This window comes from Antarcticimicrobium luteum (genome assembly GCF_004358185.1).
Taxonomy (GTDB): Bacteria; Pseudomonadota; Alphaproteobacteria; order Rhodobacterales; family Rhodobacteraceae; genus Antarcticimicrobium; species Antarcticimicrobium luteum.
The window spans coordinates 115,523-141,829 of sequence record NZ_SMUV01000071.1 but is presented as its reverse complement, the minus strand read 5'-3'; the positions used below and the strand labels follow the sequence as shown (position 1 = coordinate 141,829).

The window sequence follows — 26,307 nt, the reverse complement described above, 5'->3', positions numbered from 1 at the left end:
CGCCCCCCGTCACTCCGCGCTCAGCTCGTCAAAGCAGTCCAGCGCCTTGGCGGCATACATCATCGACGGCCCGCCGCCCATCTGGATGCACATGCCCAGCACGTCGGCCACCTCTTCGCGGCTGGCGCCGGCCTTGATCAGCGTCTCCACATGCAGTCCGATGCAGTCTTCGCAGCGGACCGCGACGGCGATGCCGAGGGCCACGAATTCCTTGGTTTTGAAATCCAGGACGCCGCCTTCCTTCACCGCCTTGCTCAGCCCGCCGAAGCCGCGGGTGGCCTCCGGATTGGCGCGGCCCAGGTTGCGCAGACCGTCGCGGATCTTGGGCAGCTTTTCTTTCCAGCTCATTTTGATGCCTTTCACAGTTCGGTTTTGCGGCCACTGATCACGCGTCCGGGGGAAAGACCTTGATCTTGATCAGAAAGCCGGCTTTTGCGCGATCAATGCCAGATTGTTCGCCGGCATTTCGACCACCTCGGCCAGTTCCAGCCCGGCCTCCTGCATCAGGTCGATCACGTCGAAATCGTCCTTGTAGCCGATGCGCGGATCCTGCGCGGTCAGGCTGGCGTGGAACGCCGCGTCGCCCTCGCTGGTCAGCTCGCCCGCGCGCATGAAGGGGCCATAGATCACCAGCCGCCCGCCGGGCGCCAGCGCCCGCGCGGCCTCGGCGATCAGCACTTCGACGCGCTCCATCGGGATCAGGTGCAGCAGGTTGCAAAGGGTGATCAGGTTCTGCCCGGACAGCTCCGCCCCCCAGCCCGGGCGGGCGGCATCGAGAGCGAGCGCGGGGGCGATATTCGGGCACCCGCTCTCGGCCGCATAGGCGTCGATGCTGGCGCGCCGCGCAGCATCGGGTTCGCTGGGCTGCCAGTGCAGATCGGGGAACCGCGCGGCAAAGGCCGCCACATGCTGCCCGGTGCCGCTCGCGATCTCCAGCGCCTTGCCGCTGGTCGGTGCCACATGGGCCAGCAGGTCGCAGATCGGCGCCAGATTGCGCTCGGCCGAGGGCGCGATCAGCTTGTCGCCCTCGCCGGGCACCGCGTGAGAGGCAATCTCGGTCTTCCGGGCATCATCGGTCATCGGCGGCATCCTCTTGCGGCGGGCGGCGGGGCGCCCCGGTCAATGGCGCGGGTTCAGCCCTGTTCCTCGATCCGGTCGGTGGCCGGCGGCGGGGCAGGGGACAGTGCGCTGAGCTCTGCATATAGCGTGTCATCCATCTCGAACGCCAGCGCCGCCAGCGACGGGCGCAGCTGCGCCTCCGAGCGGGCCGAGATGATCGGCACCGGGCGGGTCGTTTGTGCCGCCACCCAGGCCACCGCCAGCGTCGCGGGATCGGTGCCGCGTTCGTCGGCCAGCGCGGCCAGCCGCTCTGCCGCCTCGTGCATCCAGTCCAGCCTGTAGCGCGCCGCATAGCGGTCGTCCTCGCGCAGCCGCCCGCCGCCGCCGCCGGTGTATTTCCCGGTCAAGAGCCCACCGCCCAGCGGCGAATAGGTGGCCGCGACGATACCCTGGTCGGCGCACATCGGCAGGATCTCGACCTCGGCCTGGCGTTTCACCAGGTTGTACATCGGCTGCAGGACATCGATGCCCAGGCCGAACTCCGCCCCGATCCAGGCCGCCTTCATCACCTGCCAGGCGGCGAAATTCGACAGGCCGACATACCGGATCAGCCCGGCCTGTTTCAGCCCGGCGAAACATTCCATCGTTTCGCGCAGGTCGGTGTCCGGATCGAACCGGTGCAGATAGAGCAGATCGACCGTGTCCAGCCCCAGCCGCCGGCGCGAGATGTCGAACTGCGCGCGGATATTCTCCGCCCCCGCGCCGCCGGTATAGCCGGCCTTGGTGGCGATCAGCAGCCGCTCGCGCTCGCCCGCGATCATGCCGCCCAGCAGGGTCTCGGAGGCGCCGTCGGTATAGACATGCGCGGTGTCGAAATGGGCAAGGCCGTCGGCGCGGCAGGCCTCGAACATAGCCCGGCTGGCACCGGCATCGGCGCGCCCGCCGAATTGCATGGTGCCAAAGGCAAAGCGGCCCGCCGGGCTGCCGTCGGGTGTGGTCAGGGTCGGTGTCATGGCGCGACATTGCCACGGCCCGCGCCCGACCGAAAGGGCTTCAATGAGGGATGAGGGATGAGGGATGAGGGCAGGGGCTGCCGCTCTCCCCAGACGAAAAAGGCCCCGCGCATGGCGGGGCCTTCCAGTCTTTTCACGCGGAAACCGCTTATTGCGGGATTTCGCCGTCGATGCCTTCAACGAAGAAGTTCATGCCGGCCAGGGTGCCGTCATCGGCAACATCGCCCTCGGCCAGCCAGGCGCTGCCGTCCTGCTTGTTCAGCGGGCCGGTGAACGGGTGGTAGGCGCCCGAGGCGATCGCCTCTTTCACTTCCAGCGCCTTGGCCTTCACGTCCTCCGGCACGGCCGAGGAGATCTCGCCGATCTTCACCATGCCCTTGCCGATGCCGTCCCAGCGATTGCTGGTTTCCCAGGTGCCGTCCATCACCGCGCGGGTGCGTTCGATGTAATAGGGCGCCCAGTTGTCGATGATCGAGCTGACGCGCGGCATCGGCGCGTATTCACCCATGTCCGAGGCCTGGCCGAAGGTGATCACATTGCCGGCGTTCTTGGCGGCCGCCTGCGGCGCGGTCGAGTCGGTGTGCTGCAGGATCACGTCGGCGCCCTGTTCGATCAGTACCTTGGCCGCATCCGCCTCTTTCGCCGGATCGAACCAGGTAAAGGCCCAGACGATCTTGAACTGCACGTCCGGGTTCACCTTCTTGGCGTGGATATAGGCCGAGTTGATGCCGCGGATCACTTCCGGGATCGGGTAGGAGCCGATGTAGCCGATCACGTTCGACTTGGTCATCATGCCTGCGATGGTGCCCTGCACCGCACGGCCTTCATAGAAGCGGGCGGAATAGACCGAGACGTTCGGCGCGGTCTTGTAGCCCGTGGCGTGCTCGAATTTCACGTTGGGGAATTTCTTGGCCACGTTGATCGTCGGGTCCATATAGCCGAACGAGGTGGTAAAGATCAGATCGGCGCCGTTCAGCGCCATCTGCGTCATCACACGCTCGGAATCCGGGCCCTCGGCCACGTTTTCCACATAGACGGTTTCCACCTTGTCGCCGAACTCCGCCTCGACCGCCAGACGGCCCTGGTTGTGCTCATAGGTCCAGCCGCCGTCGCCGACCGGCCCGACATAGACAAAGCCGACCTTGGTTTTGTCCTGCGCCACCGCTCCGGTGGCTAGGCCCAGCACCATTGCGGCACTGGCGAGAAGAGATGTCAGTTTCATTCAGGGTCCCCCTGTTGGATGTCATTTGCCCCTAATGCGAGGCATGGAAAATTCGGCCCAAAGAGGCAGGCGCGCTGCTCTTGTCGGCCGACAGGATCACGAGCACGAGGATCGTCACCAAATAGGGCGACATTGCCAGATACTCGACCGGAATGGCAACGCCGGCCGCCTGCAGATTGAGCTGCACGACGGTGACGCCGCCGAAAAGATAGGCGCCCAGCAGCACCCGCCAGGGCTTCCAGCTGGCAAAGACCACCAGCGCCAGCGCGATCCAGCCGACGCCCGCGGTCATGCCCTCGGTCCACTGCGGCACCCGGATCAGGCTGATATAGGCGCCGCCAAGGCCCGCGCAGGCGCCGCCGAACAGGATCGCCAGCACCCGGATGCGCACCACCTTGTAGCCCAGCGCATGGGCGGCATCGTGGTTTTCCCCCACCGCCCGCAGGATCAGGCCGACGCGGGTGAATTTCAACAACGCCCAGACCGCCGCGATGATGCCCACGCCGAGGTAGAGCATCGGGTCATGGCTGAACAGGATCGGACCCAGCACCGGCAGATCACTCAGCACCGGGATATGCACATCGGCCATCTGCGGCGGTTTGATCCCGACATAGCTTTGGCCCATGAGCGAGCTCAGCCCAAGCCCGAACAGGGTCAGCGACAGACCGCTCGCCACCTGGTTGGCCAGCGCCAGCTGGGTGAGCACGACGAACAGCAGCGACAGAACCGCCCCCCCCACCGCCGCCGCGAGAAAGCCCAGCCAGGGCGATCCGGTCTCGACGGAGATGGCAAAGCCGCTGATCGCGCCGGTGATCATCATCCCCTCGACCCCGAGGTTCAGCACGCCCGCCTTCTCCACCACCAGCTCGCCGATCGCCGCCAGCAGCAGCGGCGTCGCCGCCACCATCAGCGACGCGATCAGAAGGACGGGATTGATTGCGCTCAGGTCCATGTCACGCCACCTCCGGTTTGCGCCAGGCGACGCGGTAATTGGTCAACAGGTCCAGTGCCAGCAGGAAGAACAGCAGCATCCCCTGAAACACCTGGATCGCCGCCGCCGGCAGCCCCAGCTGCCCCTGCGCGATCTCGCCGCCGATATAGGTCAACGCCATCAGCCCGCCGGCCAGCAGGATGCCCACCGGGTGCAGCCGGCCCAGGAACGCCACGATGATCGCGGTGAAGCCGTAGCCGACGTTGAAATCGATGCTCACCTGACCCGCCGGCCCCGACACCTCGAACAACCCCGCCAGCCCGGCCAGCGCGCCCGAGATGCCCAGGCACAACAGGATCAGCCGCGCCGGGCGCACGCCTGCGAACCGGGCCGCCCGCGGCGCCTCGCCGGTCAGCCGGATCTGGAACCCCAGCATGTGCCGGTTCAGCAGCACATAGGCAAAGATCACCGCGATCAGCGCCGCCACCACGCCCCAGTGCATGCCGGAATTGGCGATCAGGTCGGCATTATGCGCGCTCTCGTATTGCTGAAGGTTGCGGCTGCCAGGAAAGCCGAAGCCCTCGGGGTTCTTCAGCAGCCCCAGCGACATCGACGCCAGGAACTGCTCGGCCACATAGACCAGCATCAGCGAGACCAGGATCTCGTTGGTGCCGAAGCGGACCTTGAGAAAGGCCGGGATCATCGCCCAGGCCCAGCCGCCCAGGGCCCCGGCGATCACCATCAGCGGAAAGATGTACCAGGCCTCGACCGGGTAAAAGGCCAGGCCCACCGCCGCGCCGGTCAGCGCGCCGATGATATATTGGCCCTCGGCCCCGATGTTCCAGATCCCGGCACGGAACCCCAGGCTCAGCCCGATCGCGATCAGCACCAGCGGCGCCCCTTTCACCAGCAGTTGCGGGCGATAATAAAAGGAAAACTCGCCAAACAGCGGCTCCCAGAAAATCGTCTCGATCGCCAGCAGCGGGTTGGTGCCCAGCACCCCGAACAACAGCCCCCCGAACAGCATCGTCGCCAGCACCGCCACCAGCGGCGTCGCCATCGACCAGCGCTGCGACGGCTGCGGCCTTTTCTCCAGCCGGATCATGCGCGGCCCCCCGTGCTTTGTCTTTGTTCAATTGCTCCCGCCGGAGGCAAACGCCGGCCCTGCCGCCTAAACATGCGCGACCTCCATGCCATGCGCCCCGCCCATCATCAGCCCGATCTCCTCCACCGTCAGCCCGGCGGTGGGCCGCGGCGTACTCAGCCGCCCTTCGTTCAGGGCCGCGAAACGGTCGGCGATTTCCATCAGCTCGTCCAGGTCCTGGCTGATGCAGACCACCGCCGCCCCGCCCGCGGCGAGATCCAGCAGCGCCTGCCGGATCGCCGCCGCGGCGGCCGCATCCACCCCCCAGGTCGGCTGGTTGACCACCAGCACCTGCGGGTTCTGCAACACCTCGCGCCCGATCACGAACTTCTGCAGGTTGCCGCCCGACAGCGCCCGCGCGGCGGTGTCCGGCCCCGGCGTGCGCACGTCGAAGTCCGCGATGATCCGCTCGGCAAAGGCCCGCGTCGCCCCCCATCTGAGAAACCCGTTGTGCACCAGCTTTTCGCGCACCGCCCCGGTCAGCAGCGCGTTCTCGGTCAGGCTCATGTCCGGGGCGGCGGCATGGCCCAGCCGTTCCTCCGGGGCGGTCAGCAGACCCAGCGCGCGCCGCGCCGTCGGCCCCAACCGCCCGATCGGCCGGTCCATCAGCTTGACCGCGCCCGCCTCGGTCAGGATCTCGCCCGAGAGCACGCCCAACAGCTCCTCCTGCCCGTTGCCCGCGACCCCTCCGATGCCGACGATCTCGCCCTGTTGCACGGTCAGATGCACATTCTTCAGCGCCGTACCAAAGGCCGAGGGCGAGGGCACCGACAACCCGGAAATGTCCAGCGCGACCTCGCCCAGCGCGCGCCCGGACCGCTCCGGCGTCTTCAGCGCGCTGCCCACCATCATCTCGGCCATGTCCCGCGCCGTGGTTTCGCGCGGGATGCAGGTGCCCACCACCTTGCCCAGCCGCAGGATCGTCGCGGTGTCGCAGAGCGCGCGGATCTCCTCCAGCTTGTGCGAGATATAGAGGATCGAGGTGCCCTCACCGCGCAGCTTGCGCAGGGTCTCAAACAGGATGTCCACCTCCTGCGGCGTCAGCACGCTGGTGGGCTCGTCCATGATCAGCAGCTTGGGATCCTGCAACAGACAGCGGATGATCTCGACCCGCTGACGTTCGCCCGCCGACAGATCCCCCACCGTGCGGAACGGATCGAGCGGAAGGCCGTAGGTCTCCGACACCTCGCGGATGCGGGCGGCCAGATCCCTCATCGGCGGCGGGTTCTCCATCCCCAGCGCGATATTCTCGGCCACGTTCAGCGCGTCGAACAGCGAGAAATGCTGGAACACCATTGCGATCCCGTCGGCCCGGGCCGCGCGCGGCTCACCCGGCGCATAGGGCCGCCCGCGCAGCTCCATTGCGCCGCTGTCGGGCTTGACCAGACCATAGATCATCTTGACCAGCGTCGATTTCCCGGCGCCGTTCTCGCCCAGCAGCGCATGCACCTCGCCGGCGCCGATCCTGAACGAGATGTCGTCGTTGGCCACAACGCCGGGATAGGCCTTGGTCAGCCCGCTCAGGCTCAGCAATACTTGGCTCACGCGCGTCGCTCCTTTTTCTCTGCCGTGGCGGTCGCGGGGCGCAAAAGCTGCGCCGCCACGCCGATGGCGATCTGCTGCGGATGTTTGCCCAGACCAGGATCGCCGATCGGGCAGGCGATCCGCGCGATGGCTTCAGGCGCATGCCCCAGCGCGCGCAGCCGCGACCGGAACCGGGCCCATTTGGTAGCCGATCCGATCAGCCCGGCAAAGCCGAACCCATGGGAAAGCAGCCGGTGGCACAGTTCCAGATCCAGCGCATGCGAATAGGTCACGATCAGATGCTCGGCCTCGATGGGCGCATGGCGCACCAGATCGACCGGATTGGCGGCGGGCAGGACTGTCACCCCCTCCGGCACGTTCTCGGGAAACCGCTCCGGCCCGCAATCGACCCAGGCGATCGCCAGATCGGGCAGCGGCGAGAGAACATCGACCATCGCCCGCCCCACATGGCCTGCACCCCAGATCCAGAGCTGCCGCGCAGGCCGCGCCACCGGCTCCACCATCCAGCCGTCGATCAGCGCCGGTTCGGGCCGCAGGCCTTGCGCCCGGGCCCGGTCCAGCAGCCGCCGCACCGACAAAGGCATCTGCGCCGCCGCTGAAACCGGCCGGGCGATCACCTCGCCCTCCAGCACCGCCAGCGCCGCGGCGTCGTAAATCTCGCTCACCAGGGTGACGGCCCCGCCGCAGCACTGGCCGAGCTCGGGCCCCAGCGCATGGCGGCTGACCCGGGTCCGCTCCGTCTGCCCCCGCGCCGTCTGCGCCGCGGCATGTTCCAAAGCCCCGCCGCCGATGGTGCCCGACTGCCCGGTCCCCCAGACCAGCATTGCCGCCCCGACATCGCGCGGCGACGAGCCGCGTATTTCCGCGATGACAACCCGGGCCACCCGCCCATGCGCCGCAACGGCCGCCCGCAGCGCGTCGAGATCAAAGCTCATCGCGCATCCCCCGGATCGCCGCCCAGACCCGTTCCGGCGTCGCCGGGGCGTCCAGGTCGGGATAGCCATCCCCGCAGGAGGCCACCGCATCGCTCAGCGCCAGAAAGGCCGAGATCCCCAGCATGAAGGGCGGCTCTCCCACCGCCTTGGAGCGATAGATGCTGTCCTCCCGGTTGCGCCCGTCCCAGAGCGCCACGTTGAACACATCCGGCTGATCGGAAAACGCCGGGATCTTGTAGGTGCTGGGCGCATGGGTGCGCAGCCGCCCCTTGTCGTCCCATACCAGCTCCTCGGTGGTCAGCCAGCCCGCGCCCTGCACATAGCCGCCCTCGACCTGGCCCTTGTCCAGCGCCGGGTTCAGGCTGGCGCCGGCGTCATGCAGAATATCGGCGCGCAGGATGCGGTATTCGCCGGTGCGGCTGTCCACCGCCACCTCGGTCACCGCCGCGCCATAGGCGAAGTAAAAGAACGGCCGCCCGGTCCCCTTCACCCTGTCCCAGGCAAGTTTGGGCGTCTTGTAGAACCCGGTCGACGACAGGCTCACCCGCCCCTCGTAACAGCGCTGCGCCGCCTCGGCAAAGCTCAGCACCTCGCCGCCCACCTGTACGTTTCCACCCTCGAACCTTACATCCTCGGGTGTCGCCTGATGCTCGGCCGCCAGAAACTCCGCCATCCGGGCCCGGATCGTGTCGCAGGCCGCCTTGACGGCCATCCCGTTCAGGTCCGAGCCGGACGAGGCCGCCGTCGCCGACGTGTTCGGCACCTTGGCGGTATCCGTCGCGGTGATCTTCACCGAGGCCATATCAATCCCGAACCGCTCGGCGGCCACCTGCGCCACCTTCTGGAACAATCCCTGTCCCATCTCGGTGCCGCCGTGGTTCAGATGCACCGAGCCGTCCTGATAGACATGTACCAGCGCACCCGCCTGGTTCAGATGCGTCAGCGTAAAGGAAATCCCGAATTTCACCGGCGAAAACGCGATCCCCTTCCTGATCGCGCCATGGGTGGCATTCCACTCCGCAATCGCCGCCTTCCGCGCCGCGTAATCGCTGCTTTCCAACAGAACCTCGGTGATCCCATGCAGCTCGAAATCCTCGACCTCCTGCCCATAGGGCGTGGTCTGAGGCAGCGTCCCGCGCCCGCTCTCTTTCGGGTCGGAATTGTCCCGGCGGGCAGAGCCCCCTTCCACCGCTTCCGCATAGTAATTCCGCCGCCTGAGCTCGACCGGCTCGATCCCGAGCGCATGCGCGGCATGATCCATCAGCCGCTCCATCCCCAGCATCCCCTGCGGCCCGCCGAAGCCGCGATAGGCGGTGGCGCTCTGGGTGTTGGTCTTGAGCCGGTGGCTCTCGATCCGCGCATTCGGCAGCAGATAGGCGCTGTCGGCGTGCAGCATGGCGCGGTCGGCCACCGGCAGCGACAGATCCATCGCCCAGCCGCAGCGGGCGTATTGGACAAACTCGACGCCCTGGATCAGCCCCTCCGCATCGAACCCGGCGCGATAGGCGATGCGGAAATCATGCCGCTTGCCGGTGATCATGATGTCGTCGTCGCGGTCGTAGCGCATCTTGCAGGGCCTGCCCGTCAGCCGCGCCGCCACGGCGCAGGAGACGGCGAGCGCATTGCCCTGGCTCTCCTTGCCGCCGAAACCGCCGCCCATGCGCCGCACCTCGACCCGCACGGCGTGCATCGGCACGCCAAGCGCCTCGGCCACCTTGTGCTGGATCTCGGTCGGGTGCTGGGTGGAGGACTGGACGATCATGTCGCCCCCCTCCTGCGGCAGCGCCAGCGCCGCCTGACCCTCGAGATAGAAGTGCTCCTGCCCGCCCATCTCGAAGCTGCCCTCGATCACATGGGCAGACTGTGCAATCGCCGTCGCCGCATCGCCCTTCTGCCAGATCACCGGGCCGCCCTCGAACCGGCTGTCGGCGGCGAGTGCCTGATCGATGGTCAGGATCGGCTCTTCCCCGGCGATCCTCACATCGCCCAGCCGCGCCGCCTTGCGCGCGGCCAGATGGCTCTCGGCGACCACCATAAACAGCGGCTGGCCGACGTAGTTCACCCGGTCCACCGCCAGCAAGGGCTCGTCATGCACCGAGGGCGAGACATCGTTGGCAAAGGGCAGATCCGCGGCGGTCAGCACCGCCACCACGCCGGGCGCGGACCGCACGGCGGAGAGGTCCATCGCCGCGATCCGCCCGCGCGCCACCTCGCTGAGGCCAAAGGCCAGATGCAGCGTGCCCTTCGGCATCGGAACATCGTCGATATAGCGCGCGGTGCCGGTCACATGCAGGCGCGCGGCGTCATGGGGCAGGGGTCTGGTCACGCTCATGCGCTCACCTCCAGCACCGATACCTGTTCGCCCTGATCTTCCGCGAAATACCGCTCCAGCATCGCCCGCGCGGTTTCCAGCCGGTAGGCGGCGCTGGCGCGCATGTCGCTCATCGGGGCAAAATCGGCGTCGAACCCGGCCTGGGCCATGCGGATGGTGCCGACCTCCCAGGGTTGCCCCAGCAGCGCGCTTTCCACATGCGCCGCCCGCTTCGGAATGCCGGCCATGCCGCCAAAGGCGATCCGCGCCGACGATACGATCCCGTCCTCGACCCGGATGTTGAAACAGCCGCAGACCGCCGAGATGTCCTGGTCGAACCGCTTCGACAGCTTGTAGCACTTCAGCCGGTCGTCCTGGCGCGGGAAACTCACCGCCTCGACGAATTCGCCGGGCTGGCGGTCCTGCTTGCCATAGTCGATGAAGAACGCCTCAAGTGGCAGCGCCCGCCGCTCCGCCCCGCGCCGCAAATGCAGCACCGCGCCCAGAGCGATCAGCGCCGGCGGGTTGTCCCCGATCGGCGAGCCGTTGGCGATATTGCCGCCCACCGTCGCCGCCGCGCGCACCTGGGCCGAGGCATAGCGGCGGATCATCGCGGCATAAGAGGGGTGCAGCCCCTCCATCGCCGCGCCAAAGATGTTCATGTCGGTCATCGCGCCGATGCGGACCTCATGCTCGCCGATCTGGACGCCCTTGAGATCCTCGCAGCGGTTGAGAAAGATCACCGGGTCCGGGTCGCGCAGCGCCTTGGTCACCCAGAGTCCCACATCGGTGGCCCCGGCCACCAGCGTCGCCTCGGGGCGCGCGGCATAGAGCGCGGCCAGTTCCTCCGCGCTGTCCGGCGCGGCTTCGAGCGGCGGGGTGCCGTTTTCGATCAGCCATGCGGCATCGGACACCATCCACTCGGGCACCGGCTGCAGCGCCGCCGCCTCGGCGGCGCGCAGGATCGGCGCATAGCCGGTGCAGCGGCACAGGTTGCCGGCCAGCGCCGTCTCGTGGTCACGCTCGCCGTTCAGATGCGCCACCGCCATCGAGACCACGAACCCCGGTGTGCAAAAGCCGCACTGGCTGCCATGATGGTCGATCATCGCCTGTTGCACCGGGTGGAGCTGCCCGTCCGGACCGGCGATCCCCTCGACGGTGCGCACCGCGCGCCCGTGCAGTTGCGGCAGAAACAGGATGCAGGCATTCAGCGCCCGGGCGCCCGCCGCGTCCGTCACCATCACCGTGCAGGCCCCGCAGTCGCCCTCGTTGCAGCCCTCTTTCGTGCCGGTCAGCCCGCGCCGCTCGCGCAGCCAGTCCAGCAGCGTTTGCGTCGGCGCGACGTTCGACAACGCAACAGCCTCTCCGTTCAGAAGAAACCTGATCTCCATTCTTGAAACCGGTCGCCTTACCCCGTTGTGCCCTTTGCTGCCTTTCCTCGATGCGACGTAGAAAAAAGGCGGGCCTATGTGCTTGTCCCCCGAGGTTAGAAAGAGGCCCGGTGCCGAGGCAAGGAAAACTGCGGCGGCGCGCTGGCGCGTCAATCTGTCCGGGCCGGTAGGATGTTCTGGAAAGTGTTTATATTACTGTGGTTTACCTGAAATTTTCCCGCGATAGGCGGCAGAAGGTCTTTCAATATTTTCCGAACAATTGCGCCCGTTTTCGCGGCATCTCCGACCGGACTGGTAGGCGGGTGGGCGCCGCCGCCGCCGGCCGGGGTGGGGATTCTCGCCCCCGGATCCCGGCGGGCGCATTCCGCGTCGCCCTCTCTTTCCCTGCCCGCGCCATCGCGATAGCCTGCCGCCATGAGCAGCACCCCCCGATTCATCCACCTTCGCACCCATACCGAATACTCCCTGCTGGAGGGCGCCGTGCGGCTGAAAAAGCTGCCGGACCTGTGCCGGAGCCTCGAGATGCCGGCGGTTGCGCTGACCGACACCAACAACATGTTCGCGGCGCTGGAGTTTTCCGTGACCCTCTCGGGCGCGGGCATTCAGCCCATCGTCGGTTGCCAGGTCGACCTGGCCTATGACGGCGCCGAGGTGCAGCCGGCGGCGCGCAGCCAGACGTTACCGATCGGTGCGGTGGTTGTGCTGGCGCAGACCGAGCGCGGCTATGAAAACCTGATGAAGCTGAACTCCTGCCTCTATCTGCGCGGCGACGGCCTGCCGGCCCATGTGCTGCCCGAAGAGCTGGAGCGTCACGGCGAGGGGCTGATCTGCCTTTCCGGCGGGCCGGACGGGCCGGTGGGGCAGCTTCTGCAACAGGGCCGCCGCGAGGAGGCTGAGGCGCTGATGCGGCGCCTGCACGCCATTTACGGCGACCGGCTCTATGTCGAGCTGCAGCGCCACCCCGGCGAGGACGGCGCGCCCGAGGCCGAGAGGCTGACCGAGCGCGGTTTCGTCGAGATGGCCTATGCGATGAACATCCCGCTGGTGGCCACCAACGATGTGTACTTTCCCAAGTCCGAAATGTACGAGGCGCACGACGCGCTGATCTGTATCGCCGAGGGCGCCTATGTCGATCAGGCCGAGGGACGCCGCCGCCTGACCGCGCAGCATTACTTCAAATCGCAGCAGGAGATGATCACCCTCTTCGCCGATCTGCCCGAGGCGGTCGAGAACACCGTCGAGATCGCCCGCCGCTGCGCCTTCATGACCTACAAGCGGGCGCCGATCCTGCCGAAATTCGCCGATGACGAGGTCGAGGAACTGCGCCGGCAGGCCAAGGAGGGGCTGGCGGCGCGTCTTGCGGTGATCCCGCACGCCGCACCGGTCGAGGAATACGAAAAACGTCTCGAGTTCGAGATGGGCATCATCGAGGGAATGGGCTTTCCCGGCTATTTCCTGATCGTGGCCGACTTCATCAAGTGGTCCAAGGACAACGGCATCCCGATTGGGCCTGGGCGGGGGTCGGGCGCGGGCAGCCTGGTGGCCTATGCGCTGACCATCACCGACCTCGATCCGCTGCGCTACAGCCTGCTGTTCGAACGCTTCCTCAACCCCGAACGGGTCTCGATGCCCGACTTCGACATCGACTTCTGCATGGATCGCCGCGAAGAGACGATCCGCTACGTGCAGGAGAAATACGGCCGCGACAAGGTGGGGCAGATCATCACCTTCGGCGCGCTGCTGTCCAAGGCGGCGGTGCGCGATATCGGCCGGGTGCTGCAGATGCCCTATGGCCAGGTGGACCGGCTGTCCAAGATGATCCCGGTCGAGGGGGTCAAACCGGTCTCGATCGAAAAGGCGCTCAAGGACGAGCCCCGCCTGCGCGAGGCCGCGCGCGAGGAGGAGGTGGTCGACCGTCTGCTGACCTACGGCCAGCAGGTCGAGGGGCTGCTCAGGAATGCCTCGACCCACGCCGCCGGGGTGGTGATCGGCGACCGGCCGCTCGATGAGCTGGTGCCGCTGTATCAGGATCCGCGCTCGGACATGCTGGCGACCCAGTTCAACATGAAATGGGTGGAACAGGCCGGACTGGTGAAGTTCGACTTTCTGGGTCTCAAGACGCTGACCGTGATTCAGAACGCGGTCGACCAGATCCTGAAATCGGGCCGTCCCCTGCACGTCGCCGCCGATGGCGCGCAGCTGTACGAGCCGGCCGAGGGCGCCGAGAACCAGATGAACGCCATCCCGCTGGATGACGAAAAGACATACAGGCTCTACGCCCGCGCCAAGACGGTGGCGGTGTTCCAGGTGGAAAGCTCGGGCATGATGGATGCGCTCAAGCGCATGAAACCCACCTGTATCGAGGATATCGTGGCCCTGGTGGCGCTCTATCGCCCCGGCCCGATGGAGAACATCCCGACCTATTGCGAGGTCAAGAACGGCCAGCGCGAGATCACCTCGGTGCACCCCACGATCGACCACATCCTTGCCGAGACGCAGGGCATCATCGTCTACCAGGAACAGGTGATGCAGATCGCCCAGGTGATGGCGGGCTATTCGCTCGGGGGCGCCGACCTGCTGCGCCGGGCGATGGGCAAGAAGATCGCCGAGGAAATGGCCAAGGAGCGCCCGAAATTCGAAAAAGGCGCGATGGAGAACGGCGTCGACCAGAAGAAAGCCTCGGAGGTTTTCGACCTGCTGGAGAAATTCGCCAACTACGGGTTCAACAAATCCCATGCGGCGGCTTATGCGGTGGTCTCGTACCAGACCGCCTGGCTCAAGGCGAACCACCCGGTGGAGTTCATGGCCGGCGTCATGAACTGCGATATCCACCTGACCGACAAGCTGGCGATCTATTTCGAAGAGGTCCGCAAGGGCCTCGGCCTGCCTTGGGTGCCGCCCTGCGTCAACCGCTCGGAGGCCACCTTCACCGTGGTGAACGGTGAGCTGGTCTATGGGCTTGGCGCGCTGAAAAACGTGGGCGTCGATGCCATGCGGCTGGTGGTCGGCGGCCGCCGCGCCGAGGGCGAGGACCGCCCGTTTGCCACGCTGTTCGATTTCGCCCGTCGGGTGGATTTGAAGCGGATCGGCAAGCGCCCGATGGAAATGCTGGCCCGTGCCGGCGCCTTCGATCAGCTCGACCGCAACCGGCGCCGCGTCTTCGACAGCCTCGATGCGCTGGTCGCCTATTCGGCGGCGATCCACGACCAGAAGGCCAGCGCGCAGGTGTCGCTGTTCGGCGAGGCGGGCGACGATCTGCCCGAGCCGCGCCTGAGCGCCGCGCCCGACTGGTTGCCGGCCGAACGGCTGGCCGAGGAATTCAAGGCGGTGGGCTTTTACCTGTCCGGTCACCCGCTGGACGACTACATGGCGCCGCTGAAACGCAAGGGCGTGCTGACCCTGGACGAGCTGATCGCCAAGGCCGAGCGCGGCCCGCTGGTGGCCAAACTGGCCGGTGTCGTGGCCGGGCGGCAGGAGCGCAAATCGGCCCGCGGCAACCGTTTTGCCTTTGTCCAGATGAGTGACACCACCGGCGCCTATGAGGTGACGCTGTTCTCCGAAGCGCTTGAGAAATCGCGCGACGCGCTGGAGACCGGCTCCAAGGTGGTGGTGACGGTCGAGGCGACGATGGAGAGCGATCAGCTCAAACTGCTGGGCCGCGGCGTGGCGCCGGTGGACGCGGCGGTGGCGCAGGCGGGGACGGCGGGGCTCAAGGTCTTTGTCGACAACGCCGGCGCGGTCGATCCGGTCGCCACCATTCTGGACGAGGCCGCCAAGGCCGCGCGCGGCGCGGCCAAGGGGCCGGTGCAGCTTTGCCTGCTCGATCCGGCCCTGCCGGGCGAGGTCGAGATGGACCTGGGCCAGGATTTCGCCATCAATCCGCAGATCAAGGGTGCGCTGAAAAGCCTGGACGGCGTGCTGGACGTGGAGGAGTTGTAGGGGGGCGAGCGAGGCGGTTTGCGTCTCGCACTGTCGTTGCCGCGAAAGCAGTGATGACAGGTGCCCTCTTTGCCCGGAATCAAGGCGCGCAGCGCCGCCGGGCAGCGCCCGACCGCCCCCACGGGCGGGCGCTACTCCACCCTCAGCGCACAGAACTCAGGTTCGATGTTTTGGCGACCATAAAGTGACGATCTCACAGCGAGGAAGCGCCCACCCGCGGCCGGGCGCCGCCCTCTGTTGCGCTTGGAAGGTCAAGGTCTCGCGTCACTGCTCGCCTTCCTTCCCCCTCTCGGGGGAGGGTTAGGGAGGGGGATACCCCAACCTCAATAATGCGGCGGCCGCTCGTCGCCCAGCACCACACCGCCGGTGCCCTCGGCCTCGCGCCCGGCCTCGCGCTGCATCAGCATCTCGACCCGGCGGGTCAGCCGGTCGATCTCGGCCTGCTGGCGGGCGACCACGTCGCTCAGATCCTCCACGGTGCGGATCAGATGGGCCAGCCGTTCTTCGATTTGCTGCATCACGCTCTCCTTTTCCGACCAGATAGGCCGGCGCGGCCCGGGGCGCAACGTCACCGGCGCCGCGGCCTTGCCTGCCAAGGGGCCGCGCTGTCAGGCTGGGCGGGGAAAGGGAGAGGACGACATGAGCATTCAGATCGAAACCGACGGGCCGGTGCGCACCATCGCCATCGACCGGCCGCAGGCCCGCAACGCGGTGAACCCGCAGACCGCGCAGGCGCTTTACGACGCCTTTCTGGCCTTTGACGCCGATCCGGATCTTGACGTCGCGGTTCTGACCGGCACCGGCGGGGCGTTTTGCGCCGGCTTCGATCTGAAGGCGGCGGGATCGGGCGCGGCGGATGGCTGGATCGCCGGGCTGGACATCCCCGAGGGGTGGTCCGACCCGATGGGCGATCCGCGCCCCGGCCCGATGGGGCCGTCGCGGCTGATGCTGGGCAAGCCGGTGATCGCGGCGATCGAGGGGCACGCGGTGGCCGGCGGCATGGAACTGGCCGCCTGGTGCGATATGCGGGTGATGGCCGAGGGGGCCACCACCGGCGTCTTTTGCCGCCGCTGGGGCGTGCCGCTGATCGACGGCGGCACGGTACGGCTGCCGCGTCTGCTGGGGCAGGGGCGGGCCAACGACCTGATCCTGACCGGCCGCCCCGTCGGCGCGGAAGAGGCGCGCGCCATCGGCTTTGCCGACCGCATTGCACCGCAGGGCGGGGCGCTGGCCATGGCGCAGGATCTCGCGCGCGAGCTCGCGCGGTTCCCGCAGGGGTGTCTGCGCGCCGACCACCTTTCGGCCCGCATCGCGCCCGAAGATCTGGCCCGGGCGCTGCGCCGCGAATGGGCCTCGGCCGCGATCTTCGCCGCCGAGGGACGGGGCGGGGCGGCGCGGTTCGCCGCCGGCAAGGGGCGCGGCGGGGATTTCGCGGCGATTTGAGCCGGCGCCGGAGCCGGGCGGCGCTTTGCGGGGTTTCACCGAACCCCCGCAGCCTTCGGCGGGTATTTGCGGTGAAGGCAAGAGCCGGGGCAGAGGCCATTGCATCAAGATGTACGCCGCGCCCCTCGCGCCGCCTTGCCCCCCGGGGGGGCTTGGGATAGACCGCGCCGCGACACGTGAGTGAGCAGGAGCCCTTGATGGCCAAGCCCAAGAAACAGCCCCGCCCCAAGGCCGAGACGCCAAAAGGCTTCCGCGATTACTTCGGCGCCGAGGTGACGCAGCGCACCGAGATGCTGCGCCAGATCGCCGGGGTCTATCATCGCTATGGCTTCGACGCGCTGGAAAGCAGCGCGGTGGAGACGGTCGAGGCGCTGGGCAAGTTCCTGCCCGATGTGGACCGCCCCAACGAGGGCGTCTTTGCCTGGCAGGAGGGCGCCGAGGAGGACAAGGGCGATTGGCTGGCGCTGCGCTATGACCTGACCGCGCCGCTGGCGCGCGTCTATGCCCAGCATCGCAACGATCTGCCGACCCCCTATCGCCGCTATGCGATGGGGCCGGTCTGGCGCAACGAGAAACCCGGGCCGGGGCGCTATCGCCAGTTCTACCAGTGCGACGCCGATACCGTCGGCAGCGGGTCGATGGCGGCCGATGCCGAGATCTGCGCCATGCTGGCCGACACGCTGGAGGCGGTGGGCATGCCGCGCGGCGATTACCTGATCCGGGTCAACAACCGCAAGGTTCTGAACGGTGTGCTTGAGGTCATTGGCCTGCCCGAGGGCGAGGACCGAGCGGCGGTGCTGCGCACCATCGACAAATTCGACAAGGTCGGCGAGGCCGGGGTGCGCGAATTGCTGGGCAAGGGCAGGCTTGATGCTTCCGGCGCCTATATCGACGGGGTCGGGCTGGCGCCTGAGCAGGCCGAGCCTGTGGTTCAGTTTCTGCTTGCCGGAAAAACGGTAGACGAAAAACTAGACACCCTTGGGCAAAAAACTCTCGGAGAAATTGACCCGGATGATCCGGAACTGCATTCCATCATATCCATGATACTTGCTTCAAAGCGTGGTTATAGGGCTGGTAGTGGTCTCGATGTCAGTGCGTCGAACGCGCTTCGAAATGCTGCGACTCTTCACGTCTTGCGGGAACTAGTTTGCAATTCCGTGGTGGGTTCCGAAGGCGTCAACGAACTTGAAGAAATCGTCGTGCTATTGGAGGCTCAAGGATACGATTCTTCACGCATCGTCATCGACCCCTCGGTGGTGCGCGGCCTGGGTTATTACACCGGGCCGGTCTATGAGGCCGAGTTGACCTTCGAGATCTTCGACGAAAAGGGCCGCAAGCGGCAGTTCGGCTCGGTCGCCGGCGGCGGGCGTTATGACGATCTGGTCAAGCGCTTCACCGGCCAGGCGGTTCCCGCCACCGGCATCTCGATCGGCGTTGACCGGCTGCTGGCGGCACTGCGCGAAAAGGGCCGCATCACCGCCCACGATCAGGGCCCCGTCGTCGTCACCGTGATGGACCGCGACCGCATGGCCGATTATCAGGCGATGGTGGCCGAATTGCGCAATGCCGGCATCCGCGCCGAGGTCTATCTGGGCAACCCCAAGAACTTCGGCAACCAGCTCAAATACGCCGACCGGCGCCACTCTCCCGTCGCGGTGATCGAGGGGGGCGACGAGAAGGAGCGCGGCGTGGTCCAGATCAAGGATCTGATCCTGGGCGCGCAGATCGCCGAAAGCGCGACGCTGGAGGAATGGAAAGAACGCCCGAGCCAGTTCGAGGTGCCGCGCACCGATCTGATCGCCAAGGTGCGCGAGATCCTCGACGCTCAAGCCGGCGGGCAGGACTGATGCCCCGCCGCGCCCGCATCCTGTCCCGCGCCGCCGGGCTGCGCGCCTATTTCGAAGAGGCCGGCGCCCGCCCGGTCGAAACCCCGGTGCTGCAACCGGCGGAAACCCTGCTGGATCTTTACGGCGAGGATATCCGCGGCCGCGCCTATGTCACCTGGGACGCGCTGCGGGGCGAGCTGATGCTGCGCCCGGATTTCACCGTGCCGGTGGTGCAGATGCACATGACGCATGGCGCCGAGCCCGCGCGCTATACCTATTCGGGCGAGGTGTTTCGCCGGCAGGAGCATGACCCGGACCGCGACAACGAGTATATCCAGGTGGGATACGAGGTGTTCGACCGTGCCGATCCGGCGGCGGCGGACGCCGAGGTGTTCACCCTGATCGCGGGCACCCTTTCGGGTTTGCATCTGCGCGCGGCAACCGGCGATATCGGCATCCTGATGGCCGCGGTCGCCGGGCTGGAGACGACCGGGGCGCGCAAATCGGCGCTGATGCGCCATATCTGGCGTCCGCGCCGGTTCCGTGCCCTGCTGGACCGCTATTCGGGACGCGCCCCGGTGCCGGGCGCGCGCGCCGCGCTGCTTGCCTCCGCCGATCCGATGGCCGGTGCCGGGCCGCAGATCGGGCTGCGCAGCCGCGCCGATATCGAGGCGCGGATCGAGGCGCTGCGCGCCGATGCTGCGGCGCCGCCGATTTCCGAGCGCGAGATGACCGCGCTCGAGGCTCTGCTGGCGGTGCGCGAAACCCTGCCTTTCGCGCTGGAGCATCTGCGGGACGTGGCCGTCGATCTGCCGCAGATCACCCCGGCGCTCGACCGGCTCGAGGCGCGCATCGCCGCGCTTGCCGCGCGCGGGGTGGATGTGGAGCACCTGGAATTCGAGGCCAGCTATGGCCGAACCTCGATGGAATATTACGACGGCTTCGTGTTCGGTTTCTACGCCGCGACCCGTGCCGACCTGCCCCCCGTGGCCACCGGCGGGCGCTATGACGCGCTGACCCGGGCGCTGGGCGATGGCTCTGAAATCCCGGCGGTGGGCGGTGTGCTGCGCCCCGGTGTGATGCTGACCCTCGAGGAGGCGGCGCAATGAGCGTGAAGCTGGGCGTGCCGTCCAAGGGGCGGTTGATGGACAAAACCTTTGACTGGTTCGAGAAGCGCGGCATCCGCCTCAGCCGCACCGGATCCGATCGGGAATATTCCGGCGCGGTCGAGGGGATCGGGGGGGTGTCGCTGGTGCTGCTGTCGGCGGGTGAGATCCCGCGCGAACTGGCGGCGGGCCGCATTCATATGGGCGTCACCGGCACCGATCTGGTGCAGGAAAAGCTGCCGCGCTGGGAACAGCAGGTCGAAGAGATCGCGCCGCTGGGGTTCGGTCAGGCCGACCTGATCCTGGCGGTGCCGGGATGCTGGGTCGATGTCGACACGCTGGACGATCTGGATGCCGCCGCCGCCGCGTTTCGCGCGCGCCACGGCTTCCGGCTGCGTATCGCGACCAAGTATCACCGGCTGGTGCGCGACTTCCTGACCGATGCAGGGGTTGCCGACTATCAGTTGGTCGACAGTCAGGGCGCGACCGAGGGCACCGTCCGCAACGAGACCGCCGAGGCGATCGCCGACATCACCTCGACCGGCGAGACGCTGCGCGCCAATCACCTCAAGATCCTCGGCGACGGGCTGGTGTTGCGCAGCCAGGCGACGCTGTGGCGCAGCCGGGTGGCCCAGTGCGATGCCGCGGAGAAACAGGCGCTGGACGCCCTGCTGAAGCGGGTGGAGGGCTAGGCACGCCCCGAAGGGGACGCTGCTGCGCCTTGCCGCCTGACCCGAAGACCGCGCCGCGCTGGGGGCTTGGCTTTGTTCGCCGTGCTCTCGGGCCGTGCAACGCCCGCCCCGGTCTACCGTCAGGCGTTTCAATCGGTTGCCCGCGCCGGTGCATGCCCGGCGCGCAGAGGGGGCATGGATGCCACCCCCGGGGTTTCGCCGTGTCCGACGGGCTGAACCGTCACGCGCGCGAAGGGCTCAAAGCACCCCGATCTCGGCCAGTGCGCGGTCCAGCTCCTCGGGCAGCGCCGCTTCCTGCGCCCGCCCGGCGGGCAGGTCGGCCGGGGCATCCTCGGGCGTCAGATAGCGCCAGCCCTGAAACGGCCGGCGGGGGGCGGCGCGGGTCAGGACAATCTCCCGGTCCATGACGATGCCGCAGCGCCGGATACCGTCGCCGCGATCGACCTCGTCCAGCCGCAGGACGCGCTGGCGGGCCAGCACCACGCCCTTGAACACCCAGTAGAGCGAGCCGCCATTGAGCAGCTCTTCGGTGCGTTTGGGCCACATTCTTGTGACGTGGCGCGGATAGCCCTCGGCGGTGCAGGCGTGCGGGGTCAGCTGCCAGTCATGCAGATCCTGCACCCCTTCGGCGCCGACGCAGAGCTTGATCAGGTTGATGGTTCCGGTCACGCGAGTCGCCCCCCAACAGATAAGCTCATATTGTAGGGGCTCCGCACCCGACGGCAAACCCTAGTGTTATTTTTCGCTTCCGGCGGCTTGGCTTGTTGTGGTCGCCCGAGGTTGTGGTGTATCTTGGGTATCTACTCAAAATGACAAATCCTCTGCCAAGGATCGCCAATATGACCCGTTTCGCCGCCCCCATCGCCGAGCAGATATGGGATATGAAGTACCGCTTCAAATCCGCCGACGGTGTGCCGATCGACCTGACGGTCGAGGATACCTGGCGACGCATCGCCCGCGACCTGGCGCGGGTCGAAAAGGATCCGGCCCTGTGGGAAGAGCGATTCTTTGCCGCGCTGGAGGATTTCAAATACCTGCCCGCCGGCCGCATCACCGCCGGCGCCGGCACCGCGCGTGAGGTGACGCTGTTCAACTGCTTTGTCATGGGCACCATCCCGGACACCATGGGCGGCATCTTCGACATGCTGAAAGAGGCCGCGCTGACCATGCAGCAGGGCGGCGGCATCGGCTATGATTTCTCGACCATCCGACCCCGCGGCGCTGCCGTTGCCGGGGTCGCCGCCGACGCCTCCGGCCCGCTGTCCTTCATGGATGTCTGGGACGCCATGTGCCGCACCATCATGTCCGCCGGATCCCGCCGCGGCGCGATGATGGCGACCATGCGCTGCGATCATCCGGATGTGGAACAGTTCATCTCGGCCAAGTCCGACCCGGCGCGGCTGCGCAATTTCAACATGTCTGTTCTGGTCACCGATGCCTTCATGGAGGCGGTCAAGGCGGATGGTCCGTGGGAGCTGAAATTCGGCGACAAAGTCTATCACACGGTGCAGGCGCGGGATCTGTGGAACAAGATCATGCGCGCCACCTATGATTACGCCGAGCCGGGGGTGATCTTTATCGACCGCATCAACCAGATGAACAATCTGGCCTATTGCGAGACCATCGCCGCGACCAACCCCTGCGGCGAGCAGCCCCTGCCGCCCTATGGCGCCTGTCTGCTGGGCTCGGTCAACCTGGCGCGGCTGGTCAGCGATCCGTTCGGACCCGACGCGGCGCTGGATCAGGCGGCGCTGTCCGATCTGGTCGCCACCGCGGTGCGGATGATGGACAATGTGGTCGATACCTCGAAATTCCCGCTGCCCGAACAGGCGGCCGAGGCGCAGGCCAAGCGGCGGATCGGGCTGGGGGTCACCGGGCTGGCCGACGCGCTGCTGATGCTGGGGCTGCGCTATGGCAGTGAGGCGGCCGCCAGACAGACCGAGGACTGGCTGCACGCGATCGCGCGGGCCTCTTATCTGGCTTCGGTCGAACTGGCCAAGGAAAAGGGCGCCTTTCCGCTGTTCGACGCCGAGAAATACCTCGCCTCGGGCGCGCTGCGGCAGATGGATGAGGATGTGCGCGCGGCGATCGCAGAGCACGGCATCCGCAACGCACTGCTGACCTCGATCGCACCCACCGGCACGATCAGCCTTTATGCCGGCAATGTCTCTTCGGGGATCGAGCCGGTCTTTGCCTATTCCTACACCCGCAAGGTGCTGCAAAAGGACGGCTCGCGCAGCGAGGAAGAGGTGGTCGATTACGCGGTGCAGATGTGGCGCGACAAGTTCGGCGACGCGGCGCTGCCGGATTACTTCGTCAACGCCCAGACGCTGGCGCCGCAGGATCACGTGCGGATGCAGGCGGCGGCGCAGAAATGGATCGACAGTTCGATCTCCAAGACCATCAACTGCCCCGAGGACATCGGCTTCGACGCCTTCAAGGACGTCTACATGCAGGCCTATGAGACCGGCTGCAAGGGCTGCACCACCTACCGGCCCAATGACGTGACCGGCTCGGTGCTGAGCGTCAGCGAAAAGACCGACGCCGCCCCGGGCGAGGCGGCCGCCCAGGGTGCGGGCGAGACGGTGCCGGGCGCCGAGGTGGTCTATATGTCCGAGCCGCTGGACCGGCCGCAGGCGCTGGAGGGCAATACCTACAAGCTGAAATGGCCCGACAGCGAACACGCCATCTATCTGACGATCAACGATATCATCATCAACGGCCACCGCCGCCCGTTCGAGGTCTTCATCAACTCCAAGAACATGGAGCATTACGCCTGGACGCTGGCACTGACCCGGATGATCTCGGCGGTGTTCCGCCGCGGCGGCGATGTGTCTTTCGTGGTCGAAGAGCTCAAGGCGGTGTTCGATCCGCGCGGCGGCGCCTGGGTGCAGGGCAAATACATCCCCTCGATCCTGGCCGCCATCGGCGGTGTGCTGGAGCGGCACATGGTCTCCATCGGGTTCCTCGAGGGCGAGGGGATGGGCCTGAAAAGCGACCCGCAGGCGCAGGTGGTCAACCTTGACGCCCCGCGCGGCAAGGCCTGCCCCTCCTGCGGCCAGTACGAGATGCGGATGATCGAGGGCTGCATGACCTGCGCCAGCTGCGGTTATTCCAAGTGCGGCTGAGGCGCGGGGGACAGGCAACAGCCGTCCATTTTCCGGGGTTTCGCACCCCATAAGCCGGCGACAGATCTCCATCGGCCTGGATCGGGCTGATGGACTTGAATAGGCGCTGCCAGTCAGCGTCTCAGCCAGCGTGGCGGGTCCGTGCCGGTCCAGAGCCAGGATCGAAGAATTGGTGGGATAGTGGGCTATGGACCGGTCATCCTTGCCCCTTTTGCAGACGGCGCAGCCACGGTTGAGAGCCACCGCGCCGCCTGCGGGGAGGATCAGTTGGTCAGCGCCGCCTCGATCCGGGTGCAATATGAGACAGCTTGTTCGCCAAGGCCGGCGCAGGTGCCCTTCCAGATCTTGATCAGTTCGGCCTGGATTTCCTTGCGGTCCTCCAACGGCATGGGGTCGAGTTCGCGCATACCGCCTTGGGTCTTCAGCCAGTCATAGGCGGCCTTTTCGGTTTCGGCGCTGCGCCATCTTTCCAGCGCCTCGTCCCACATCACGCGGGCCTCGGTGACAAAGATCTCTTGCAGGTCCTCGGGCACGGCGGCCCAGGTTTCCTTCTGGGCGACGATCGAGAACGGATAGGCCATCGAGAATGCGCCGAGGTAGGAATAGCAGCAGGTGACCTCGTAGATCGACTGCGACTTGGCATAGGTGGGCCCGTAGACCGAACCGTCGACCACACCGGTCTTGAGCGCCAGGTAGAGCTCCGACGAGGGGACCACCTGGGTGGAGATGCCGAGCGCGTTGAACGCCTTGAGCCCGTCCTTGGTAAAGTGGCGGAACTTGATGCCTCGCAAACCGTCCAGAGTGTTGATCGGCTCCTTGGTCATGATCACCATGTCGCGCAGGGCGCCGAAGGGCGCGCGCGCGATCAGCTCCATGCCCCATTTGTCGCCGCTCAGGATTTCGCGGGCGATCTCATATTGGGTATCGACGATCTTGAGGTTCTCTTCGGCTTCCACCAGCATGCCATGCGGCGCGAAGACGCCCATCGCCGGTTCGTCGCGCGTGACGTAATAGGGAACGAGGCCCATCGCATCCACCGCCCCCTGCTTGACCACACGGAGCGAATCCACGTTCTTGAACCCGATGGTCTCGATCGGGATCACCTCGATCTCGAACCGGCCGCCCGAGGCTTCGGCCACGCGGCGCGCCAGTTCCTGATAATTCAGCGTCGTCGGATCCTGCGGGCCGACAGCGGAGCCGAGTGTCCATTCCACCTCGGCCGCCTGCGCGGTCAGTGCCGTGGCCGCCAGCGTCGCGGCCAGTGCCCAGTCTCTCAGTCCCATCGTTACTCTCCCTGTTTTGATTGGCGGTTTGTGTCTCTGCGCTCAGCCGAACCCGGCCGCCTGCGGCAGCATCAGCGCGATCTGCGGGACGATTGTGATCAGCGCCAGAGCGGCCAGCATCAGCAGCCAGTAGGGCAGGCAGGCCAGCGCGGCCTGGCCCAGGCTGATCTCGTTGCGGCTCACGGCCATGACGACGAAGAGGTTGATGCCCAGGGGCGGCGTCAGAAGCCCGATCTCGATGACGATGACCAGGACGATGCCGAACCATACCGGGTCATACCCAAGCCCGGTCACCAGCGGGAACACGAAGGGCAGGGTGATCAGCAGCATTTCCAATGGACCGAAGAAGCAGCCCAGAACCAGGTAGAGCAGATAGATCAGCGTGATCACCGCCGGGGCGGGCAGGCCGGCCTCGCCCACCAATTCGATCAACACCCGGGGCAGGCCGGTCAGGGCCACCGCCTGGCTGAGGATCAGGGCGCCGAGGATCACCAGCGCCAGCGTGGAAAAGGTGCGCGCGGTCGCCATAAGCGCCGCCCAGAGCCGGGCCAGCGAGAATTCCCGGTAGAGGGCCGCGAGCACGATTGCCGTGACCACCCCCAGCGCCGCCGCCTCGGTTGGCGTGGCGAGACCGAGGAAGATGGTGCCGAGGATCGCGAAGACGAGGATGAGGAAAGGCCATGCTTCGGCAGATTTCGCCAGCGCCCGTGCCAGCGGCATGACTTCGCGCGCGGGCGGCACCGCCTTTGGGCGCAGCTTCGCCAGAACCGCAATATAGACCATGAACAGCCCGGTCAGCAGCAGTCCCGGCACGACGCCGGCGAGGAACAGCGCACCGACCGACACGTTTTGCCACGCGCCGTATACGATCAGCGCGATGGAGGGCGGGATAAGGATGCCGAGGGTGCCGCCGGCCGCGATGGTTCCGACGATGGCGGAACGGTCATAGCCGCGGTCCTTGAGTTCGTCATAGGCGATCGACCCCACCACCGCCGCGGTGGCGGTGGAGGAGCCGCTGATGGCGCTGAACACGGTGCAGGCGCCGATATTGGTCTGCAGCAGCTTGCCGGGCAGCCGCTCGAAACCGGGCGAGATCGCGCCATAGATGCGCTTGGCGAGCCCTGACTGGCCGAGGATCTCTCCCAACAGGATGAAGGCCGGAACGGCGGTGAAGGTGAAGCTGTTGAACAGGTTCCAGCTCGCGTTGCCCAGCACGCTGAAATTGCCGTTGAATTCGAACCACAGCACGGTCAGCCCGGCCGCCCCGATCAGCACCCCCAGCAGCGCGCCGGAGAGCAGGGCAAAGGCGACAAGCGCGAGCAAGGAAAATGTCAGCATG

The 26,307-nt window shown here is 66.9% G+C and carries 20 protein-coding genes; 6 read left to right on the top strand and 14 right to left on the bottom strand.

Annotation, left to right across the window (positions count from 1 at the left end; genetic code table 11):
* Positions 1–9: 9 nt before the first annotated feature.
* The 10 genes from E1832_RS16435 to xdhA form a co-directional block, all read right to left on the bottom strand.
* Positions 10–348, bottom strand: a complete 339-nt coding sequence (locus E1832_RS16435; RefSeq protein ID WP_133360859.1) for a carboxymuconolactone decarboxylase family protein — start codon at positions 346–348, stop codon at positions 10–12.
* 69 nt (positions 349–417) lie between these two features.
* Complete coding sequence (locus tag E1832_RS16430; protein ID WP_133360858.1) at positions 418–1,080, bottom strand: DUF938 domain-containing protein; 663 nt, start codon at positions 1,078–1,080, stop codon at positions 418–420.
* Between the two features lie 53 nt (positions 1,081–1,133).
* Positions 1,134–2,072 (bottom strand): aldo/keto reductase, encoded by a 939-nt coding sequence (locus E1832_RS16425; protein WP_133360857.1) that lies wholly within the window; start codon positions 2,070–2,072, stop codon positions 1,134–1,136.
* Positions 2,073–2,220: 148 nt separating this feature from the next.
* Positions 2,221–3,294, bottom strand: a complete 1,074-nt coding sequence (locus tag E1832_RS16420; RefSeq protein WP_133360856.1) for a BMP family ABC transporter substrate-binding protein — start codon at positions 3,292–3,294, stop codon at positions 2,221–2,223.
* 31 nt (positions 3,295–3,325) lie between these two features.
* Entirely contained in the window at positions 3,326–4,246 is a 921-nt protein-coding gene (locus E1832_RS16415) for an ABC transporter permease (RefSeq protein ID WP_133360855.1), read from the bottom strand.
* Between the two features lies 1 nt (position 4,247).
* Positions 4,248–5,330 carry an ABC transporter permease gene (locus E1832_RS16410; RefSeq protein ID WP_133360854.1) on the bottom strand — a complete coding sequence of 361 codons (1,083 nt, stop codon included), beginning with the start codon at positions 5,328–5,330 and terminating at the stop codon, positions 4,248–4,250.
* A 66-nt stretch (positions 5,331–5,396) separates the two neighbouring features.
* Positions 5,397–6,914 (bottom strand): ABC transporter ATP-binding protein, encoded by a 1,518-nt coding sequence (locus E1832_RS16405; RefSeq protein WP_133360853.1) that lies wholly within the window; start codon positions 6,912–6,914, stop codon positions 5,397–5,399.
* Positions 6,911–7,849, bottom strand: a complete 939-nt coding sequence (gene xdhC, locus E1832_RS16400) for a xanthine dehydrogenase accessory protein XdhC (protein WP_133360852.1) — start codon at positions 7,847–7,849, stop codon at positions 6,911–6,913. The genes E1832_RS16405 and xdhC overlap by 4 nt, the downstream gene beginning before the upstream one ends.
* Positions 7,839–10,181 (bottom strand): xanthine dehydrogenase molybdopterin binding subunit, encoded by a 2,343-nt coding sequence (gene xdhB, locus E1832_RS16395; RefSeq protein ID WP_133360851.1) that lies wholly within the window; start codon positions 10,179–10,181, stop codon positions 7,839–7,841. Before xdhB ends, xdhC begins: the two co-directional genes overlap by 11 nt.
* On the bottom strand, positions 10,178–11,551 hold the full coding sequence (xdhA, locus tag E1832_RS16390) for a xanthine dehydrogenase small subunit (RefSeq protein ID WP_133360850.1): 1,374 nt from the start codon (positions 11,549–11,551) through the stop codon (positions 10,178–10,180). The genes xdhB and xdhA overlap by 4 nt, the downstream gene beginning before the upstream one ends.
* Positions 11,552–11,965: 414 nt before the next feature.
* On the opposite strand from xdhA, the gene dnaE reads away from it, so the two are divergent.
* Entirely contained in the window at positions 11,966–15,490 is a 3,525-nt protein-coding gene (dnaE, locus tag E1832_RS16385) for a DNA polymerase III subunit alpha (RefSeq protein WP_133360849.1), read from the top strand.
* Between the two features lie 323 nt (positions 15,491–15,813).
* On the opposite strand, the gene E1832_RS16380 is transcribed toward dnaE, so the two are convergent.
* Positions 15,814–16,008, bottom strand: coding sequence for a SlyX family protein (locus tag E1832_RS16380; protein ID WP_133360848.1), 195 nt, complete (start codon positions 16,006–16,008; stop codon positions 15,814–15,816).
* Positions 16,009–16,129: 121 nt separating this feature from the next.
* Here E1832_RS16380 and E1832_RS16375 point away from each other — a divergent pair, with 121 nt between their 5' ends.
* The 4 genes from E1832_RS16375 (at position 16,130) to hisG (ending at position 20,557) form a co-directional block, all read left to right on the top strand.
* Positions 16,130–16,933, top strand: a complete 804-nt coding sequence (locus E1832_RS16375) for a crotonase/enoyl-CoA hydratase family protein (protein ID WP_133360847.1) — start codon at positions 16,130–16,132, stop codon at positions 16,931–16,933.
* A gap of 197 nt (positions 16,934–17,130) precedes the next feature.
* Positions 17,131–18,780 carry a histidine--tRNA ligase gene (hisS, locus tag E1832_RS16370; protein ID WP_133360846.1) on the top strand — a complete coding sequence of 550 codons (1,650 nt, stop codon included), beginning with the start codon at positions 17,131–17,133 and terminating at the stop codon, positions 18,778–18,780.
* A complete protein-coding gene (locus tag E1832_RS16365) occupies positions 18,780–19,868 on the top strand; it encodes an ATP phosphoribosyltransferase regulatory subunit (RefSeq protein WP_133360845.1) in 1,089 nt (362 codons plus the stop codon). The genes hisS and E1832_RS16365 overlap by 1 nt, the downstream gene beginning before the upstream one ends.
* On the top strand, positions 19,865–20,557 hold the full coding sequence (gene hisG / locus E1832_RS16360) for an ATP phosphoribosyltransferase (RefSeq protein ID WP_133360844.1): 693 nt from the start codon (positions 19,865–19,867) through the stop codon (positions 20,555–20,557). The genes E1832_RS16365 and hisG overlap by 4 nt, the downstream gene beginning before the upstream one ends.
* A gap of 237 nt (positions 20,558–20,794) precedes the next feature.
* On the opposite strand, the gene E1832_RS16355 is transcribed toward hisG, so the two are convergent.
* A complete protein-coding gene (locus E1832_RS16355; RefSeq protein ID WP_133360843.1) occupies positions 20,795–21,226 on the bottom strand; it encodes a DUF1489 family protein in 432 nt (143 codons plus the stop codon).
* Positions 21,227–21,396: 170 nt separating this feature from the next.
* Between E1832_RS16355 and E1832_RS16350 the strand changes: the two genes are divergently transcribed.
* A complete protein-coding gene (locus tag E1832_RS16350) occupies positions 21,397–23,685 on the top strand; it encodes an adenosylcobalamin-dependent ribonucleoside-diphosphate reductase (protein WP_133360842.1) in 2,289 nt (762 codons plus the stop codon).
* 263 nt (positions 23,686–23,948) lie between these two features.
* On the opposite strand, the gene dctP is transcribed toward E1832_RS16350, so the two are convergent.
* Complete coding sequence (gene dctP, locus E1832_RS16345) at positions 23,949–24,968, bottom strand: TRAP transporter substrate-binding protein DctP (RefSeq protein ID WP_133360841.1); 1,020 nt, start codon at positions 24,966–24,968, stop codon at positions 23,949–23,951.
* A gap of 42 nt (positions 24,969–25,010) precedes the next feature.
* Positions 25,011–26,306, bottom strand: a complete 1,296-nt coding sequence (locus tag E1832_RS16340; protein WP_133360840.1) for a TRAP transporter large permease — start codon at positions 26,304–26,306, stop codon at positions 25,011–25,013.
* Position 26,307 lies beyond the last annotated feature (1 nt).

Bases quoted from the DNA above. Each gene is read 5' to 3' on its own strand.
- dctP (WP_133360841.1), bottom strand. From the start codon at position 24,968: ATGGGACTGAGAGACTGGGCACTGGCCGCGACGCTGGCGGCCACGGCA.
- E1832_RS16415 (WP_133360855.1), bottom strand. From the start codon at position 4,246: ATGGACCTGAGCGCAATCAATCCCGTCCTTCTGATCGCGTCGCTGATG.
- E1832_RS16375 (WP_133360847.1), top strand. From the start codon at position 16,130: ATGAGCATTCAGATCGAAACCGACGGGCCGGTGCGCACCATCGCCATC.
- E1832_RS16365 (WP_133360845.1), top strand. From the start codon at position 18,780: ATGCCCCGCCGCGCCCGCATCCTGTCCCGCGCCGCCGGGCTGCGCGCC.
- xdhB (WP_133360851.1), bottom strand. From the start codon at position 10,181: ATGAGCGTGACCAGACCCCTGCCCCATGACGCCGCGCGCCTGCATGTG.
- dnaE (WP_133360849.1), top strand. From the start codon at position 11,966: ATGAGCAGCACCCCCCGATTCATCCACCTTCGCACCCATACCGAATAC.
- E1832_RS16420 (WP_133360856.1), bottom strand. From the start codon at position 3,294: ATGAAACTGACATCTCTTCTCGCCAGTGCCGCAATGGTGCTGGGCCTA.
- xdhC (WP_133360852.1), bottom strand. From the start codon at position 7,849: ATGAGCTTTGATCTCGACGCGCTGCGGGCGGCCGTTGCGGCGCATGGG.
- E1832_RS16430 (WP_133360858.1), bottom strand. From the start codon at position 1,080: ATGACCGATGATGCCCGGAAGACCGAGATTGCCTCTCACGCGGTGCCC.
- hisS (WP_133360846.1), top strand. From the start codon at position 17,131: ATGGCCAAGCCCAAGAAACAGCCCCGCCCCAAGGCCGAGACGCCAAAA.
- E1832_RS16410 (WP_133360854.1), bottom strand. From the start codon at position 5,330: ATGATCCGGCTGGAGAAAAGGCCGCAGCCGTCGCAGCGCTGGTCGATG.
- E1832_RS16435 (WP_133360859.1), bottom strand. From the start codon at position 348: ATGAGCTGGAAAGAAAAGCTGCCCAAGATCCGCGACGGTCTGCGCAAC.
- hisG (WP_133360844.1), top strand. From the start codon at position 19,865: ATGAGCGTGAAGCTGGGCGTGCCGTCCAAGGGGCGGTTGATGGACAAA.
- E1832_RS16350 (WP_133360842.1), top strand. From the start codon at position 21,397: ATGACCCGTTTCGCCGCCCCCATCGCCGAGCAGATATGGGATATGAAG.
- E1832_RS16380 (WP_133360848.1), bottom strand. From the start codon at position 16,008: ATGCAGCAAATCGAAGAACGGCTGGCCCATCTGATCCGCACCGTGGAG.
- xdhA (WP_133360850.1), bottom strand. From the start codon at position 11,551: ATGGAGATCAGGTTTCTTCTGAACGGAGAGGCTGTTGCGTTGTCGAAC.
- E1832_RS16340 (WP_133360840.1), bottom strand. From the start codon at position 26,306: ATGCTGACATTTTCCTTGCTCGCGCTTGTCGCCTTTGCCCTGCTCTCC.
- E1832_RS16425 (WP_133360857.1), bottom strand. From the start codon at position 2,072: ATGACACCGACCCTGACCACACCCGACGGCAGCCCGGCGGGCCGCTTT.